This window comes from Pseudomonas sp. (assembly GCF_035554175.1).
Taxonomy (GTDB): Bacteria; Pseudomonadota; Gammaproteobacteria; order Pseudomonadales; family Pseudomonadaceae; genus Aquipseudomonas.
In genome coordinates this window covers 54625-68005 of record NZ_DATMIV010000013.1, presented here as the reverse complement: position 1 = coordinate 68005, position 13381 = coordinate 54625, and the positions used below count along the sequence as shown (strand labels likewise).

At 59.3% G+C, this 13381-nt stretch carries 13 protein-coding genes; 3 read left to right on the top strand and 10 right to left on the bottom strand.

Going from position 1 to position 13381, the window contains the following annotated elements; translation table 11 throughout:
• Positions 1-25: 25 nt before the first annotated feature.
• Positions 26-1132 (bottom strand): alkene reductase, encoded by a 1107-nt coding sequence (locus VNV36_RS06010; protein WP_325716962.1) that lies wholly within the window; start codon positions 1130-1132, stop codon positions 26-28.
• A 38-nt stretch (positions 1133-1170) separates the two neighbouring features.
• Positions 1171-1503: a carboxymuconolactone decarboxylase family protein gene (locus tag VNV36_RS06005; protein ID WP_325716961.1), complete on the bottom strand. Its 333-nt coding sequence runs from the start codon at positions 1501-1503 to the stop codon at positions 1171-1173.
• A 242-nt stretch (positions 1504-1745) separates the two neighbouring features.
• Between VNV36_RS06005 and VNV36_RS06000 the strand changes: the two genes are divergently transcribed.
• The 3 genes from VNV36_RS06000 (at position 1746) to VNV36_RS05990 (ending at position 4211) form a co-directional block, all read left to right on the top strand.
• Positions 1746-2312, top strand: coding sequence for an acyl carrier protein phosphodiesterase (locus tag VNV36_RS06000; protein WP_325716960.1), 567 nt, complete (start codon positions 1746-1748; stop codon positions 2310-2312).
• Positions 2313-2553: 241 nt separating this feature from the next.
• Positions 2554-3456 (top strand): LysR family transcriptional regulator, encoded by a 903-nt coding sequence (locus VNV36_RS05995; protein WP_325716959.1) that lies wholly within the window; start codon positions 2554-2556, stop codon positions 3454-3456.
• 128 nt (positions 3457-3584) lie between these two features.
• A complete protein-coding gene (locus tag VNV36_RS05990; RefSeq protein ID WP_325716958.1) occupies positions 3585-4211 on the top strand; it encodes a glutathione S-transferase family protein in 627 nt (208 codons plus the stop codon).
• 55 nt (positions 4212-4266) lie between these two features.
• On the opposite strand, the gene VNV36_RS05985 is transcribed toward VNV36_RS05990, so the two are convergent.
• Genes VNV36_RS05985 through VNV36_RS05950 form a run of 8 tightly spaced genes read right to left on the bottom strand, consistent with a single transcriptional unit; the run spans position 4267 to position 13255 of the window.
• Positions 4267-5397 carry a glycosyltransferase family 4 protein gene (locus tag VNV36_RS05985; RefSeq protein WP_325716957.1) on the bottom strand — a complete coding sequence of 377 codons (1131 nt, stop codon included), beginning with the start codon at positions 5395-5397 and terminating at the stop codon, positions 4267-4269.
• Complete coding sequence (locus tag VNV36_RS05980) at positions 5398-6528, bottom strand: glycosyltransferase family 4 protein (RefSeq protein ID WP_325716956.1); 1131 nt, start codon at positions 6526-6528, stop codon at positions 5398-5400.
• Positions 6512-7879, bottom strand: a complete 1368-nt coding sequence (locus tag VNV36_RS05975) for a glycosyltransferase family 4 protein (RefSeq protein WP_325716955.1) — start codon at positions 7877-7879, stop codon at positions 6512-6514. Before VNV36_RS05975 ends, VNV36_RS05980 begins: the two co-directional genes overlap by 17 nt.
• Positions 7876-9129, bottom strand: a complete 1254-nt coding sequence (locus VNV36_RS05970; protein ID WP_325716954.1) for an ABC transporter ATP-binding protein — start codon at positions 9127-9129, stop codon at positions 7876-7878. Before VNV36_RS05970 ends, VNV36_RS05975 begins: the two co-directional genes overlap by 4 nt.
• Positions 9129-9926, bottom strand: coding sequence for an ABC transporter permease (locus VNV36_RS05965; RefSeq protein ID WP_325716953.1), 798 nt, complete (start codon positions 9924-9926; stop codon positions 9129-9131). The genes VNV36_RS05970 and VNV36_RS05965 overlap by 1 nt, the downstream gene beginning before the upstream one ends.
• A complete protein-coding gene (locus tag VNV36_RS05960) occupies positions 9927-11369 on the bottom strand; it encodes a mannose-1-phosphate guanylyltransferase/mannose-6-phosphate isomerase (RefSeq protein ID WP_325716952.1) in 1443 nt (480 codons plus the stop codon).
• Positions 11370-11372: 3 nt separating this feature from the next.
• Positions 11373-12344: a GDP-mannose 4,6-dehydratase gene (gene gmd / locus VNV36_RS05955; RefSeq protein WP_325716951.1), complete on the bottom strand. Its 972-nt coding sequence runs from the start codon at positions 12342-12344 to the stop codon at positions 11373-11375.
• On the bottom strand, positions 12341-13255 hold the full coding sequence (locus VNV36_RS05950) for a GDP-mannose 4,6-dehydratase (protein ID WP_325717014.1): 915 nt from the start codon (positions 13253-13255) through the stop codon (positions 12341-12343). The genes gmd and VNV36_RS05950 overlap by 4 nt, the downstream gene beginning before the upstream one ends.
• Between the last annotated feature and the right edge of the window lie 126 nt (positions 13256-13381).

Below are 13381 nucleotides of genomic sequence, written 5' to 3'. Positions count from 1 at the left end.
GCTCCTGAATGCTGGAAAAAGAATATCAGGCTTTAGCCGAGGCATATTCCGGATAGTCGGTATAACCCTTATCAATCGAACCGCTGACCCCGTAGTAGGTCGCACGATCACCCTCGGCCAATGGCCAATCGTTTTGCATGCGCTCTACGAGATCCGGGTTTGCAATGTAAGCCGTGCCGAAGGCCACCAGGTCCAGTTCACCCTTGGCCAGTTCCGACTCTGCGATCTCTTTGGTGAAGCCGCCGGCGGCCATCAAGGTGCCTTTGTAGGCCTCACGGAATGCGGCCCCGAAACCAGGTGGTGTTTGTGCGGCGAGGATGGTCGGCTGGTAGTTCAGGTGAACGAACGCCAACTCGCGATCGTTGAGCGCAGCCGCCATGCTCATCCAGGTTTCTTGTTCGCCTTCGTACACGCCAAAGTCATACAGGCGTCCGAATGGGGAGAAACGTACGCCGATCTTCGAACCGCCAATTTCAGCTGCAATTGCGTCAATGGTTTCGAGCAAGAAACGCTGACGATTAGCGATAGAGCCACCGTACTGGTCGGTGCGAGTGTTCAGGGCGCTGCTCAGGAACTGATCGAACAGGAAGCCGTTGGCAGCCATGATTTCGATGCCATCAAAACCGGCGTCCATCGCCATGCGCGCAGACTTCACAAAGTCCGCTATGACACGTTTCACTTCATCAGTTTCCAGCGCACGCGGTGCGCTAGGTTGAACCGGGCCTGATTTGCCAGGCTCGACCCAGGCATAAACAGTGGTGTCCACAGCAGGCACAGTCCCCGAGGAGACGGGCGCTATGCCATGCACCGAGACATGGGACATTCGGCCTACGTGCCACAACTGCGCGAAAATCTTTCCGCCTTTAGCGTGCACTGCGTCAGTGACTTTGCGCCAACCTGGCAAGTGCTCATCTGCGTAAATACCAGGCGTGTAAAGGTAGCCGCGTGCTTCGTCGGAAATCGGCAGGCCTTCGGTGATCAGAAGGCCGGCGGAAGCCCGTTGCGCGTAGTACAGCGCATTGGATTCGTTTGGAATGTTGTCTAGCGTTCGGGTCCGTGTCATGGGGGCCATGACTACGCGATTCTTCATGGGAACACCGGACAGATCGTACGGAGTGAACAGTTTATTCATGATTATCTCGACGTAAGTAAGAGTGGAAGGTCGGGAATTCAGGATTTGTCGAACGCGTCGAGCACATGGGTGCTGTAGACCAGCGCAGCACCAGCGTTCATGTTGATGGCGACGCCCAGCGCTTCCGCGACCTCTTCGCTCGTGACACCGAGCTTCTTGGCTTCCGCCGCGTGAAAGGCAATGCACCCGTCGCAACGAGTGGTCACAGCCACGGCCAAAGAAATCAGCTCGCGGGTCTTGGCGTCCAGATGGTTGGTCTTGCCGCCAGCGGCGCCTAGCGCAGCCATGCCTTTCATGGTCTCGGGGGACAGGCCATTGAGATCAACCAGCCGTGTGTTGATGTCTTTGCGGGTTTGCTTCCAATCTTGCATGGGGATTCTCACAGGTATGGGAGGACGACGATTTCTAAGCAGTCAGAAAACTTACCCATACGCTACCATCCAGTAGGTAGGCATACAATGTGGTTTGATTGATATTAACTATCGAGGATATTCAGCTGAAGTATAAGTGATCTATTTTTTGCCTACCTATAGGATGGTATGTTTCACAACAAGTCCTGCGGCACTCACCCAGGCCAAATGAAATCAATCAGATATCTCGATAGCGAGTGGCCATGAATTACCTAGCGCACCTTCATCTCGGGGGGCAGGATCCTGCACAGCTGGGAAGCCTTTACGGAGATTTCGTAAAGGGAGCACTGTCTGGACGGTTCTCTGTAAAAACAGAAGAAGCGATCCACCTTCATCGCAAGATCGACGTGTTCACTGATTCTCACGCTGTGGTGAAACGAGCTCTAGATCGGTTCACGATCACGCGACGTCGGTATGGTGGGATCGCCCTCGACATGTTTTTTGATCACTGCTTGGCTCGGGATCGGGATCAGTACTCAGAAACCACCCTGAAGGAATTTTCGGAAAGGGTTTACGCCCTTCTACGAAGCGAACCTTCCTTGCCGGAGCCATTAGCTCGGTTGGCGCCTTTGATCGTTACGGAGGATTGGTTGGGTGCGTATAGAGACTTTTCGATGATCGGCCATGGGCTGGATGTCATATCCAAACGACTATCGGAGCCTGAGCAGCTATGTAGCGCATTTGAGGAGCTGACATCCCTCTATGAACCGCTGAGTTCAGATTTTGCGGAGTTTTATCCACTGCTGGAACGATTTGCGAGGCTCAGGTAAACAGAAACGGAGGGCGCATTGATTTTGCGATGAGAACAAGTCGAGGTAAGGCCTTCCCTTGAAAGCAGATGTCGTCAACGGAGGTCCCTCGGCAAATCAGCGTAGGGGAGGGGCGGCTGGCGAGGCTACCCCGTCGGATGAATCATGCTGCGTCACATCTACCAACATGCGGTCTTTCGGTCATCACCGGAGGTTCCGCCTCTCTCTAAAAAGACTTCACTCAAAATTGACGAGGAATCCCATGGACCGCTTTCAGGAAATGCAGATCTTCGTCGTCGTTGCCCAGGAGCAGGGCTTTTCGGCGGCGTCGCGGCGTCTGGGGTTGTCGGCGGCGAGTGTCACGCGGGCAGTGGCGGCGCTGGAGCAGCACATTGGTACGCAACTGTTGGTTCGCACCACGCGCACCGTGCATCTGACCGAAGCGGGGCAGCGTTATTGCGAGGATTGCCGGCGGATCCTCGCCGAGGTGCAGGAGGCCGAAGATTCAGCGGCGGGTAGCCATACGCTGCCGCGCGGGCAATTGACGATCACCGCGCCGGTGCTGTTCGGCGATCTGTTCGTGACGCCGGTCATGGCCGATTATCTGTGCCGCTATCCGGACGTATCGATCAACGCGCTGTTGCTCGATCGGGTCGTGAACATGGTTGAGGAGGGCATCGATGTCGCGGTGCGCATCGGTGAGCTGCCGGACAGCAATCAGCATGCGATTCGTGTCGGGGAAGTGCGGCGGGTGATCTGCGCATCGCCGGATTTTCTGGCGGCGCATGGCCGACCGGATCACCCCCAGGCGCTGGCCGGGCTGCCGGTGGTGGCGACGTCGGCGATCGGTCAACAACGCAACTGGCCGTTTTTCGACGCTGGCCAAGCCCTTAGTGTGCGTACCGAACCGCGTTTGACCGTCACCGCCAATCAGTCGGCGATTACCGCAGCGCGCAAAGGGCTGGGACTGACTCGAGTGCTGTCCTATCAAGTGGCGGATAAAGTGGCGGCCGGCGAGCTGGAAATCGTCCTCGCCGATTTTGAATTGCCGCCCTTGCCGATCCATGTGGTGTATCAGGGCGGGCGCAAGGCTCCGACGCGGATCCGCAGCTTTGTCGACTTCGCGGTCAAAGCATTGCGCGAGCATCCGGCACTCATCGCTTAAACGTTATTGCAGCAGCTGAAATAATCGATTGCATCCGTTGGTGATTCTGTTGTTTTGGCAACTCGAGGATGATGACTTCATCGGCGCGCTCATCCTCGTAGCGACGTCACTTTTCAGCGGAGTCGACCATGCAAGCGATCAAACTCTACAACTTTCCCCGTTCCGGCCATGCTCACCGCGTCGAGTTGATGCTGTCATTGCTGCAACTGCCCACCGAGCTGATCTTCGTCGATCTGGCCAAAGGCGAGCACAAGCAGCCGCAATACCTGGCGATCAACAGTTTCGGCCAGGTCCCGGCAATTGATGATGGCGGTGTGGTGTTGGCTGATTCCAATGCGATTCTGGTTTATCTGGCGCACAAGTATGGCAACGGTCGCTGGCTACCAGCTGACCCGGTAGGCGCAGCCCGTGTGCAGCGCTGGTTGTCGGCAGCGGCGGGACCGATTGCATTTGGCCCGGCGGCGGCACGTTTGATCACAGTGTTTGGTGCGCAACTGAACGCCGAGGAAGTCATTGCCCGCGCCCACAACCTGCTTGAAGTCATGGAGCTGGAGTTGGGCAAAACCGCGTATCTGGCCGGTGACGAGCCGACTATCGCTGACGTGTCCGCCTACAGTTACATTGCTCACGCGCCGGAAGGTAATGTCGCGCTCGACGCGTACGCTAACGTTCGCGCCTGGCTTGCGCGGATTGAAGCCTTGCCCGGTTTCGTCCCGATGCCACGCACCGTGGCGGGGTTGCAGAAGACTGCGTGATGTGCCGGCCGGGCAGGCGGGCGCGAGCAACTTCGCGGCCGCCTGGTTGCAGATCTCACGCGTAGGACAGTGCCTTTTCTTCCAGCAGTTCCTGATACAACTCAGTCCACTTGCGGCCCATTTCATCGGCGGTGAACAGCTGCCGATAGCGCGCTTCGGCTTTGACGCCCATGGCTGCGGCACGCTCGGGGTTTTCCCACAGTGTGCGCATGGCTTCGCGAAATGCCTGTGGATGACTTGGGGGCACCACCAGCCCGGTTTCATTGTGGATATTGATGAAACTGGTGCCGGTGCCGATTTCGCTGGAAATCATCGGCTTGCCGTACATCGCACCTTCGAGCAACGAAATTCCGAACGCCTCCGAACGCAGGTGCGAAGGAAAAACGATCGCATAGCTCAATTGCAGCAACGCCACTTTGTCCTCGTCACTCAGACGTCCGAGGAAATGGATATTGCGCAGGCCCAGCGCGGCGGCCTGTGCATGCAGTTCCTGCTCCAGCGGACCAGCGCCGACGATCACTACCGGATAATCGACGTCTTTCAGTGCGTCGAGCAGGATGTGCAAACCCTTGTAATAACGCATGACTCCAACGAAGAGAAAGAACTTATTCCCAAGCTGTTCGCGCCAGCGGTTCATCCTTGCGGAGTCGGGCTGTGGATAACCTGCTTTGTTCAAGCCGTAAGGGACAACGCGGGTCTTGTCCTGAAATTGCTGCAACACGTCGCTGGTATGCAGATAGTTCGGCGATGCGGCGACGATACGGTCGGCACTGGCGAGAAAGCGGTTCATCAGCGGCCGGTACAGCTTGAGCAAATGCTTCTGGCGGATGATGTCCGAGTGATAGGTGACCACCGTCGGTTTATCAATGGCGCTGGCGAAATGCACCAGATCCATGAACGGCCACGGGAAGTGGTAGTTGATCACGTCGGCCTCGGCAGCCAATGCACGGAACTGCTTGAACACACTCCAGGAAAACCCGGTGGAGGCGAACTGGATATCCAGTTTTGCCCGGTGCACTTCATGCTGACCCAGTTGCATCACGGGCGGTGTCGGGTCCGTGCTGAGGGTCAGCACCCGTGCATCGATGCCGTGCTGGGCGCCGCTTTCGCAAAGTTGGAAGATGACTTGTTCGATGCCGCCGACCGAGTCGGGCAGGTACGTCTTGAAGAAATGAAGAACGCGCATTCAACCTCCCATGGCCTGACGGTAGGCACCGGCCGTAGCCTGTGCACAACGCTTCCAGGAAAAAAGTCCTGCCCGCAGCAATCCTGCGTCGCGGCATGCCTGCCAATGCTGCGTATCGTCGATCAGCCGACTCAGCGCATCGCGCAGGCCCTCGGCATCTTCCGCTTCAATATAGTTGCCAGCGTCGCCGGCCACCTCCGGCATCGCCGAAGAACGGGTAATCACCACCGGCGTGCCACTGGCCATGGCCTCCAGCACCGGCAGTCCAAAGCCCTCATACAACGATGGAAATATCAGCGCGCGGGCGCCGGCCAGCAACTGCGCCAATTGTTCATCGGGCAGATAGCCGAGCAGGCACACATGGCCGCTCGCCAGGGCCTGGCGCAACGGCTTGTTGAACTGCTCGCGCTGCCAACCCGCCATCCCCGCAATCAACAAGGGAAAGCGCTGGCGCACTGCCTCTGGGAGCAGAGCGTGGGCCTGCAGCGCCAGGCTCAGGTTCTTGCGCGGCTCAAGGGTGCCGACACACAGGAAATACTCCCGCGTCTGGACGGCGTGAGCCTTGAGCACGCTTTCGAGCTCATGGGATTCCCGAGGATGGAAGCGCGCGGCCACGCCTAACGGCGCCACCACGAATCGCTGTGCCGGCAGGCCGAAACAGGCTTGCGCCTCGTCGGCGATCGCCTGCGAATCGGTCAGAATCACTCGCGCCTGTTCCAGGCCTGCGGCCAGGCGCCGTTCAATCTCCCTCAGGCGTGTGGGCGGCTGGGTTTCGGGGAAATGCAGGTGCGTCAGGTCATGCAAGGTGATCACGGTCGGGCCGTCGAAAGCCAGCGGCCACAGGCTCGGCTCGTGATAAAGGTCGATCCCTTGCGCGCGGCCCTGATCGAAGCGTTTCTGCTCCAGCCAGCGGCGGGCCTGATAAGCACCGGGAATCTGGCGCAGCAGCGGCGTCATGCGCGAATAGCCGGGCACTGCGGCTTCCGGCAGGGCCGAACTCCAGCCCCAGCCGTGAAACAGACTCACGTCCACTTCGGTTTCAGTGCGCAGGGCATGGACCAGTTCAGCGACGTAATGGCCGATGCCGGTGCGCGGCGCTTGCAGGATGCGGGCATTAAGAGCAATGCGCATGCGGCCTCGCTTGCACGCGCGGGGCCTGCTGAACCTGGTGGAGGCTGCGTGTTGCCAATTGCCCACTGGCCTCGCGCCAGCTGATCCAGCACCAGTCGGCGACATCGCGGGCGGCGGGAAACTGCCCTGTGCGCTGATAGACCTGGATCAAAGCGGCGAGGTTGTGGGGATCCTGCAGATTGAAGTAAGCCATGAAGTCGCCGCCAATTTCGCGGAACACGGCGATGTCGCTGGCCATTGCCGGCAAGCCACGCTGCATGGCTTCTACCAGCGGCAGGCCGAAGCCTTCGACGAACGAGGGAAACACCAGCGCGCTGGCATGGGCGTAGGCGTATTCCAGGCTGGTATCGCTCAGGTCATTGAACATGAACAGGCGCCGGTTCAGTTCCGGGTGACTGTGAATGCGCTCGAGCAGCGCCTCGCACTTCCAGCCAATCCGCCCGGCGATGCACAACCGTGCCGTGGAGCCGGCAGCCCAGGCGCACTCGAAGGCATCGAGCAGGTACGCATGGTTCTTGCGCGGCTCGATGGTGCTGACCATCAGGAAAACCGTTTCGGGCGCAGCGAACAGGCTTTTCAGGCGTGGTTCGACCGTCGCGGCGCTGTGATGCAGATCGAGCTCGGAACCCAGATGGAAGAAATCGAACCAGCGTTTGTCGGCCTGCTCGGCACCGATTCTGCGCTGCAATTCTTCACGCACCTGATCACGCACCGTGGCGGAGATCGCCATATAGCCATCGGCCGTGCGGGTGATCCAGTCGAACCATTCGCTGAAGACCTCGACCAGACGCGTGTCGTAAAACTGCGGGTGCGTCAGCGGAATCAGGTCGTAGACCACCGCGATGATGCCGACGCCGTCGCGTTTGAGCTGTTCGACGTGGGCGAAAAAATCCGAGTGCCAGGAGGAATCCAGCAGCACCAGTTGATCGCCAGGCTGGTGCTGCAGCGGCGAACAGCGCTTGAGCAGCTGCCTGCGATTGATCAGCCGGATCAGCCGGATCGGCACGCCGAACACCGCGAATTGAGTCAATCGATAGCCGACATAGAGTCCCCGTCGCGCCAGTTTCGCCGTGCATTGCGCGTCCCGGCGCTGATGCCACTGCCAGAATCGATGAGCCAGACGTTCCAGTCGCTCACCGAAGGTTTGCAGAGTGTTCCACAACGGCGTATCGAGCGGCGCCAGTTGCAGCACGCGATAGAGCTGGCCATTGATCAGCACCACCGGCAGGCATTCGATGCCTTCAGCGCTGGCGGGCAACTGCTTGATGACATTGCGCACCACGCGCTGGATCCCTGAATTGACCGTCGGGTGTTTGAACACGTGGGTGCACTCGACCAACAGGCGGGTCATGGCGTGTGCTCGACGCGGCTGGCTTCGGTGTCACGGCTGATGGTGGTCTGTGCATTGAGCCATGCGCAACCGACGAAATCTTCGCGTCGATTGTTGATGACGTGAAACACCAGACCGAAGTCGCGCCATTCGAAGTTTCGGTCCAGGTGCGAGTCCAGCCTCGACAGGCTCAGAGCGACAGAGTAGTTGCCTTTTCCCAGGCCGATTACAAAAGCAAAGCGATAGGTGATGCGTTCACCGGCGCGCAGATTTTCCAGTGCCTGATTGAGGCGATGGGTATTGATGCCATACATGGGCTGGCCGAGCCGATCCTTGATCATGAAACCCAGCACCAGCCGCTCGATGTCCTGACGAACCTCGACGTCCACTGCCAGGACCACTGGCTGGCCGACTTCGGCGGCCTCGATCGAACGCTCGGATTCATCGAGCAGACGCACTCGTACAATGCCGGCTTCACCGGTACCCGACACGGTCTGCACCTGGCCGCCACTGAGCATTTGCTGGCGTACGGTCTGGCCTTCGCGTTCGGCCAGCAAGGCGTTGTAGAAATCCATGACGGCTTCAGGCCTGTCATGCATGGCCAGACGGCCACCATCGAGCAAGATGGCGGTGTCGCAAATTGACTGAATTGCCGAACGGTCATGGGACACGATCAGCAGGGTCGTGCCAGCCGCGCGGAAACTGCGGATACGCTCGAAGCTCTTGTGCTGGAAATACGCATCCCCAACGGACAGGGCCTCGTCGACGATAAGGATGTCGGGACGGCGTGCGGTGGCGACGCTGAATGCCAGGCGCATTTGCATACCGCTGGAATAAGTACGTACCGGATGATCAATCGCGTCGCCGATTTCCGCGAAGCTCTCGATCTGTGGCATCAATGCGTTGATTTCCTCGAGTTGCATGCCGAGCAATTGCCCGGCCATCACGGCGTTTTGCCTGCCCGTAAAGTCAGGATGAAAACCCATGCCCAGTTCCAGCAGAGCGGCGACCCGGCCGGAAAGCTCAATGGTGCCGCAGGTTTGTCGGGAGGTGCCGGTAATCATCTTCAGCAGGGTACTCTTGCCCGCGCCGTTGACCCCGACGATGCCCACGGCCTGGCCGGCAGGGATCTCGAACGTGAGGTCTTGCAATACCCAATGCTGGTTGTGCCGCGATGGGGAAAAAGGAATCAGCCATTCGGCCAGACGACTCCAGCGACTGGGGTATTGTTTGTAGGCTTTGCCCAGTCCGGTCACACGGATATGTCCCATCAGAGCTCATCCACCATTTCACCGACCCGTTGACGGAACAGGCGCAGGCCGATAGCGCAGAAAATTGCGCCGATCACGAGTGCTGGCAGCAGCGAACTCCAGTCTGGCCACTGACCGTAAAGGAATACGTTCTGATAACTGGCGATCAGGCTGGTCAGAGGGTTGAATCGCAGCAGGCTCTGCAGCCAATTGGGCAATATAGTGATGGGATACACGATCGGCGTCAGCCAGAACCAGAATTGCAGGCAGATGCCGAACAATTGACCGACATCGCGAAAGAACACATTCAACACCCCGAGCACCATGCCCAGCCCGGCGCAGAACATCATTTGCACAGCGATCAGTGGAACAAGCGCCAGCAAGGCCATGCCCGGCCAGCGCCCGGTGATCAGCAGAAATCCGAGAAACAGGGCGACGATGATGGCGAAATTGATTGCGGCGTTGATCAACACGATTACCGGCAGGCAGATCCTCGGGAAGCTGATTTTCTTCAGCAGGTTGGCGTTTTCAAGAAACATGTTCTGGCTGCGCAGGGTTATTTCCGAAAACAACCCCCACGCCAGCAGTCCCGCGCACAGGTAAACGCTGTAGGCCATGCTGTCGTCAACACCCGGCAGGCGCGCACGCATGATCTGCGAAAAGATCACCGTGTAGACGATAATCATCGACAGGGGATTGAAGATCGGCCACAGCGCACCGAACAGGGAGTTGCGATAACGCGCTTGAAATTCCCGCTGCACGCTTCCAAGAATGAATCCACGATAGCTGTGCAGCGAGCGGTACAGGGGAAGCAGCATTCAGACCGTCCTGCCGTATTGATCTTCGAAGCGCACGATGTCGTCCTCGCCCAGGTATTCGCCGCTCTGTACTTCGATGATCACCAGATCGATCACCCCCGGGTTTTCCAGACGATGCTTGTGTCCGGCGGCAATGAACGTCGATTCGTTTTTCGCCACCAGCGTCGTGCCGGAGCCATTATTGGTGACCTTGGCCATGCCCTCGACCACGACCCAGTGTTCATTGCGGTGATGGTGCATTTGCAGCGAGAGCTTGCCACCGGGCTTGACCACGATGCGCTTGATCTTGAAGCGTGGACCTTCTTCCAGCACGGTGTAAGTGCCCCATGGACGGCTGACCGTACGGTGCAGGCGATAGGCTTCGTGGGACTTGTCCTTGAGTTGCCTGGCCACTCGGCGCACATCCTGCGCGCGGTCGGCATGCGCGACCAGCACCGCGTCCGCGGTGTCGACAACGATGAGGTTATCCACACCCACCGTCGCCACCAGCCGACCTTCGCTCTGCACGAAGTTGTTGCGACTGTCGATGAAGATCGCTTCACCACTGCTGCGGTTGTTGTCGGCGTCGGCGGGAGTCAGCGCAGCGACAGCGTTCCACGAACCAATGTCGCTCCAGTCGAAACCGGCGGGCACCACCACGACTTTTTCCGAGCGCTCCATCAGCGCGTAGTCGATCGAAATGTCAGTGATTTCGGCAAACAGCGTCGGTGACAACTCCTGTTGCAGGCAGCCAACCGTTTCGACCGGTGCGCTGGCGGCCATGCAGGCGCGAGTCTGTTCCAATAGCTCGGATGCGTGCAGTTGCAACTCGGCGATCAGGGTCGCGGTGGTGAAGCAGAACATCCCCGAATTCCATAGGAAGTTGCCGCTTTCCAGATAATGCGTGGCGGTTTGCAGGTCGGGTTTTTCGACGAAGCGCTGCACCTTGGCGGCGCCTCTGGCATCCAGCGGCGCACCGGTCTCGATGTAGCCGAAGCCGGTTTCCGGTGTGGTCGGAACCACGCCGAATGTCACCAGATAACCGTCCTTTGCCAGATTCACGGCGTGCTCGACAGCACTTTTCAGTGCGTCCTGATTGACGATCAGATGATCCGCCGGCATCACCACCATGATCGCTTCGTCGCCGTGCAGCGCCTGTAACGACAGCGCCGCCGCCGCGATCGCCGGTGCGGTATTGCGCCCGGCGGGTTCGAGCAGAAAGTGCCCGCGATGACGCGAGACCTGCGCCGCGCCATAGTGATCCTTGCTTTGAAAATAGTATTCGCGATTGGTCACTGTGACGATGTCGCCCCAGCCATCGAGCAACGCCGCTGCACGCTGGTAAGTTTTGCCCAGCAATGACTGGCCATCGGGCAGGGTCATGAACGGCTTGGGATGGCCTTCGCGCGATACTGGCCACAAACGGGTGCCGGCACCGCCGGACAGAATCACCGGAATCAGCATGGCCTACTCCTTGGCGACACGTGTCATGTCCGCATCCATCATCATGCGGATCAGGCTGTCCAGGTCGGTTTTCGGCTTCCAGCCCAGCACGCGCTGGGCCTTGGCCGGGTTGCCGAGCAGCACTTCGACTTCGGCGGGGCGGAAGAACGCCGGGTCGATCTTCACGTAATCACGGTAATTGAGGCCGACATGCTCGAAGGCGATCCGGCACATCTCGCGCACGGTGGTGGTGACGCCGGTGGCAACCACGAAGTCGTCCGGTTTGTCCTGTTGCAGCATCAGCCACATGGCTTCGACGTAGTCGCCGGCAAAACCCCAATCGCGCTTGGCGTCGATGTTGCCCAGGGCCAGCTCCTGCTGTTTGCCCTGTTTGATCCGCGCAGCGGCGTCGGTGACCTTGCGAGTGACGAACTCGATGCCGCGCAGCGGCGATTCATGGTTGAAGAGGATGCCGCTGCTGGCGTGCAGGTTGAAACTCTCGCGGTAGTTGACGGTGATCCAGTGGCCGTAGAGCTTCGCTACGCCGTAAGGGCTGCGCGGATAGAACGGAGTGTTCTCGTCCTGCTGCTCAGCCTGGATCAGGCCGAACATTTCGCTGGTCGAGGCCTGATAAAAACGCGTGTGCGGGCTGAATTGGCGGATCGCTTCGAGCAGGTGCGTCACGCCCAGACCATCGACGATACCGGTGGTCACCGGTTGATCCCACGAGGCGGCGACAAAACTTTGAGCTGCGAGGTTGTACACCTCGTCCGGTGCCGATTTGATTACCGCACGCTGCACCGAGCAGGCATCGGCCATGTCACCGTCGAGGTAGACAATGTCGGCTTCAATACCCATCTCGCGCAGGCGCCAGCGCGAATCGCTGCTGCGTCGCGCGACGAGGCCGTGAACCTTGTACCCCTTGTCCAGCAGCAGTCTGGCCAGATAGGCGCCGTCCTGGCCCGTGATGCCGGTGATCAGTGCACTTTTTGTCATTCTTGTCGTACTCGCGTCTCCCAGTCGGACAGGATCGCCCGCAGGGATTGTTGTGTGGTGGTGGCTGGCGCCCATCCGGTGGCGTTGGACAGTTTTGCATGGCTGCCGCAGACGCGGCGCTGGTCGGCCCGGCGCATGCGGGTCGGGTCTTGCACCAGCTCAACGTCGACTTCAGCCAGATCGGCCAGTTGCTCGATCAGGCTGCGGATGCTCTGCTCGCGGCCCGAGCAAATGTTGTAGACCTGCCCCGGTGCACCGTTTTCCAGCAGCGCGAAGTAGGCTGAAATCACATCGCCGACATCGAGAAAGTCGCGGGTCACGTCGATATCGCCGACTTGCAGTTGCGGTGCTTGCAGGCCCTGTTTGATGCGGCAGATCTGCCGGGCGGCGCTGGCGATGACGAAGCTGTCTTTCTGCGCCGTGCCGATGTGGTTGAAGGGGCGGGCGACCAGCACGGGCCAGCCTTCGCTCAGGCCCCACTGCAGGGTGAGAAATTCCGCCGAGAGTTTGCTCACCGCATAAGGATTGCGCGGTAGCGGTGGTTGCTGTTCGGTGATCGGCAGATTCTGTTCGCTGACCTGGCCGTAGACGTCGCCGGAGCTGACGTACACAAAGGTGCCGGCAAAGCCTCGGGCTTTCAGCGCCTGTAGCAGATTGAGCGTGCCGAAAAGATTGATCTCGAAGGTGCGCGCCGGGTCACGAAAGGCTTCCGGCACGAAGGTCTGACCGGCCAGATGGATCACCGCATCCGGCAATTGTGGCCACAGATCGATGAGGCTGTCGGCGTCCGTGAGATCGTAGGTCGCAGCGGCAGGCAGCAGTTCCCACGACGAACCCGGCAAGGCCAGACGCGACTGAATGTGTTGTCCCACGAAGCCATTGAGGCCTGTGACGAACAGACGTTTTTTCAACAGCGACCCCTTGGTCATGACTTCGCGCCTGTATCCGCATGCTTTGGGGATAAGTCTGTCAGACCGGAGCCAATATCCGGGGAAACAGCAGGCGAAGCCGTTGTTGTAGTTGTTTGGCTGCCAATC

Bases quoted from the DNA above. Each gene is read 5' to 3' on its own strand.
- VNV36_RS06010 (WP_325716962.1), bottom strand. From the start codon at position 1,132: ATGAATAAACTGTTCACTCCGTACGATCTGTCCGGTGTTCCCATGAAG.
- VNV36_RS06005 (WP_325716961.1), bottom strand. From the start codon at position 1,503: ATGCAAGATTGGAAGCAAACCCGCAAAGACATCAACACACGGCTGGTT.
- VNV36_RS06000 (WP_325716960.1), top strand. From the start codon at position 1,746: ATGAATTACCTAGCGCACCTTCATCTCGGGGGGCAGGATCCTGCACAG.
- VNV36_RS05995 (WP_325716959.1), top strand. From the start codon at position 2,554: ATGGACCGCTTTCAGGAAATGCAGATCTTCGTCGTCGTTGCCCAGGAG.
- VNV36_RS05990 (WP_325716958.1), top strand. From the start codon at position 3,585: ATGCAAGCGATCAAACTCTACAACTTTCCCCGTTCCGGCCATGCTCAC.
- VNV36_RS05985 (WP_325716957.1), bottom strand. From the start codon at position 5,397: ATGCGCGTTCTTCATTTCTTCAAGACGTACCTGCCCGACTCGGTCGGC.
- VNV36_RS05980 (WP_325716956.1), bottom strand. From the start codon at position 6,528: ATGCGCATTGCTCTTAATGCCCGCATCCTGCAAGCGCCGCGCACCGGC.
- VNV36_RS05975 (WP_325716955.1), bottom strand. From the start codon at position 7,879: ATGACCCGCCTGTTGGTCGAGTGCACCCACGTGTTCAAACACCCGACG.
- VNV36_RS05970 (WP_325716954.1), bottom strand. From the start codon at position 9,129: ATGGGACATATCCGTGTGACCGGACTGGGCAAAGCCTACAAACAATAC.
- VNV36_RS05965 (WP_325716953.1), bottom strand. From the start codon at position 9,926: ATGCTGCTTCCCCTGTACCGCTCGCTGCACAGCTATCGTGGATTCATT.
- VNV36_RS05960 (WP_325716952.1), bottom strand. From the start codon at position 11,369: ATGCTGATTCCGGTGATTCTGTCCGGCGGTGCCGGCACCCGTTTGTGG.
- gmd (WP_325716951.1), bottom strand. From the start codon at position 12,344: ATGACAAAAAGTGCACTGATCACCGGCATCACGGGCCAGGACGGCGCC.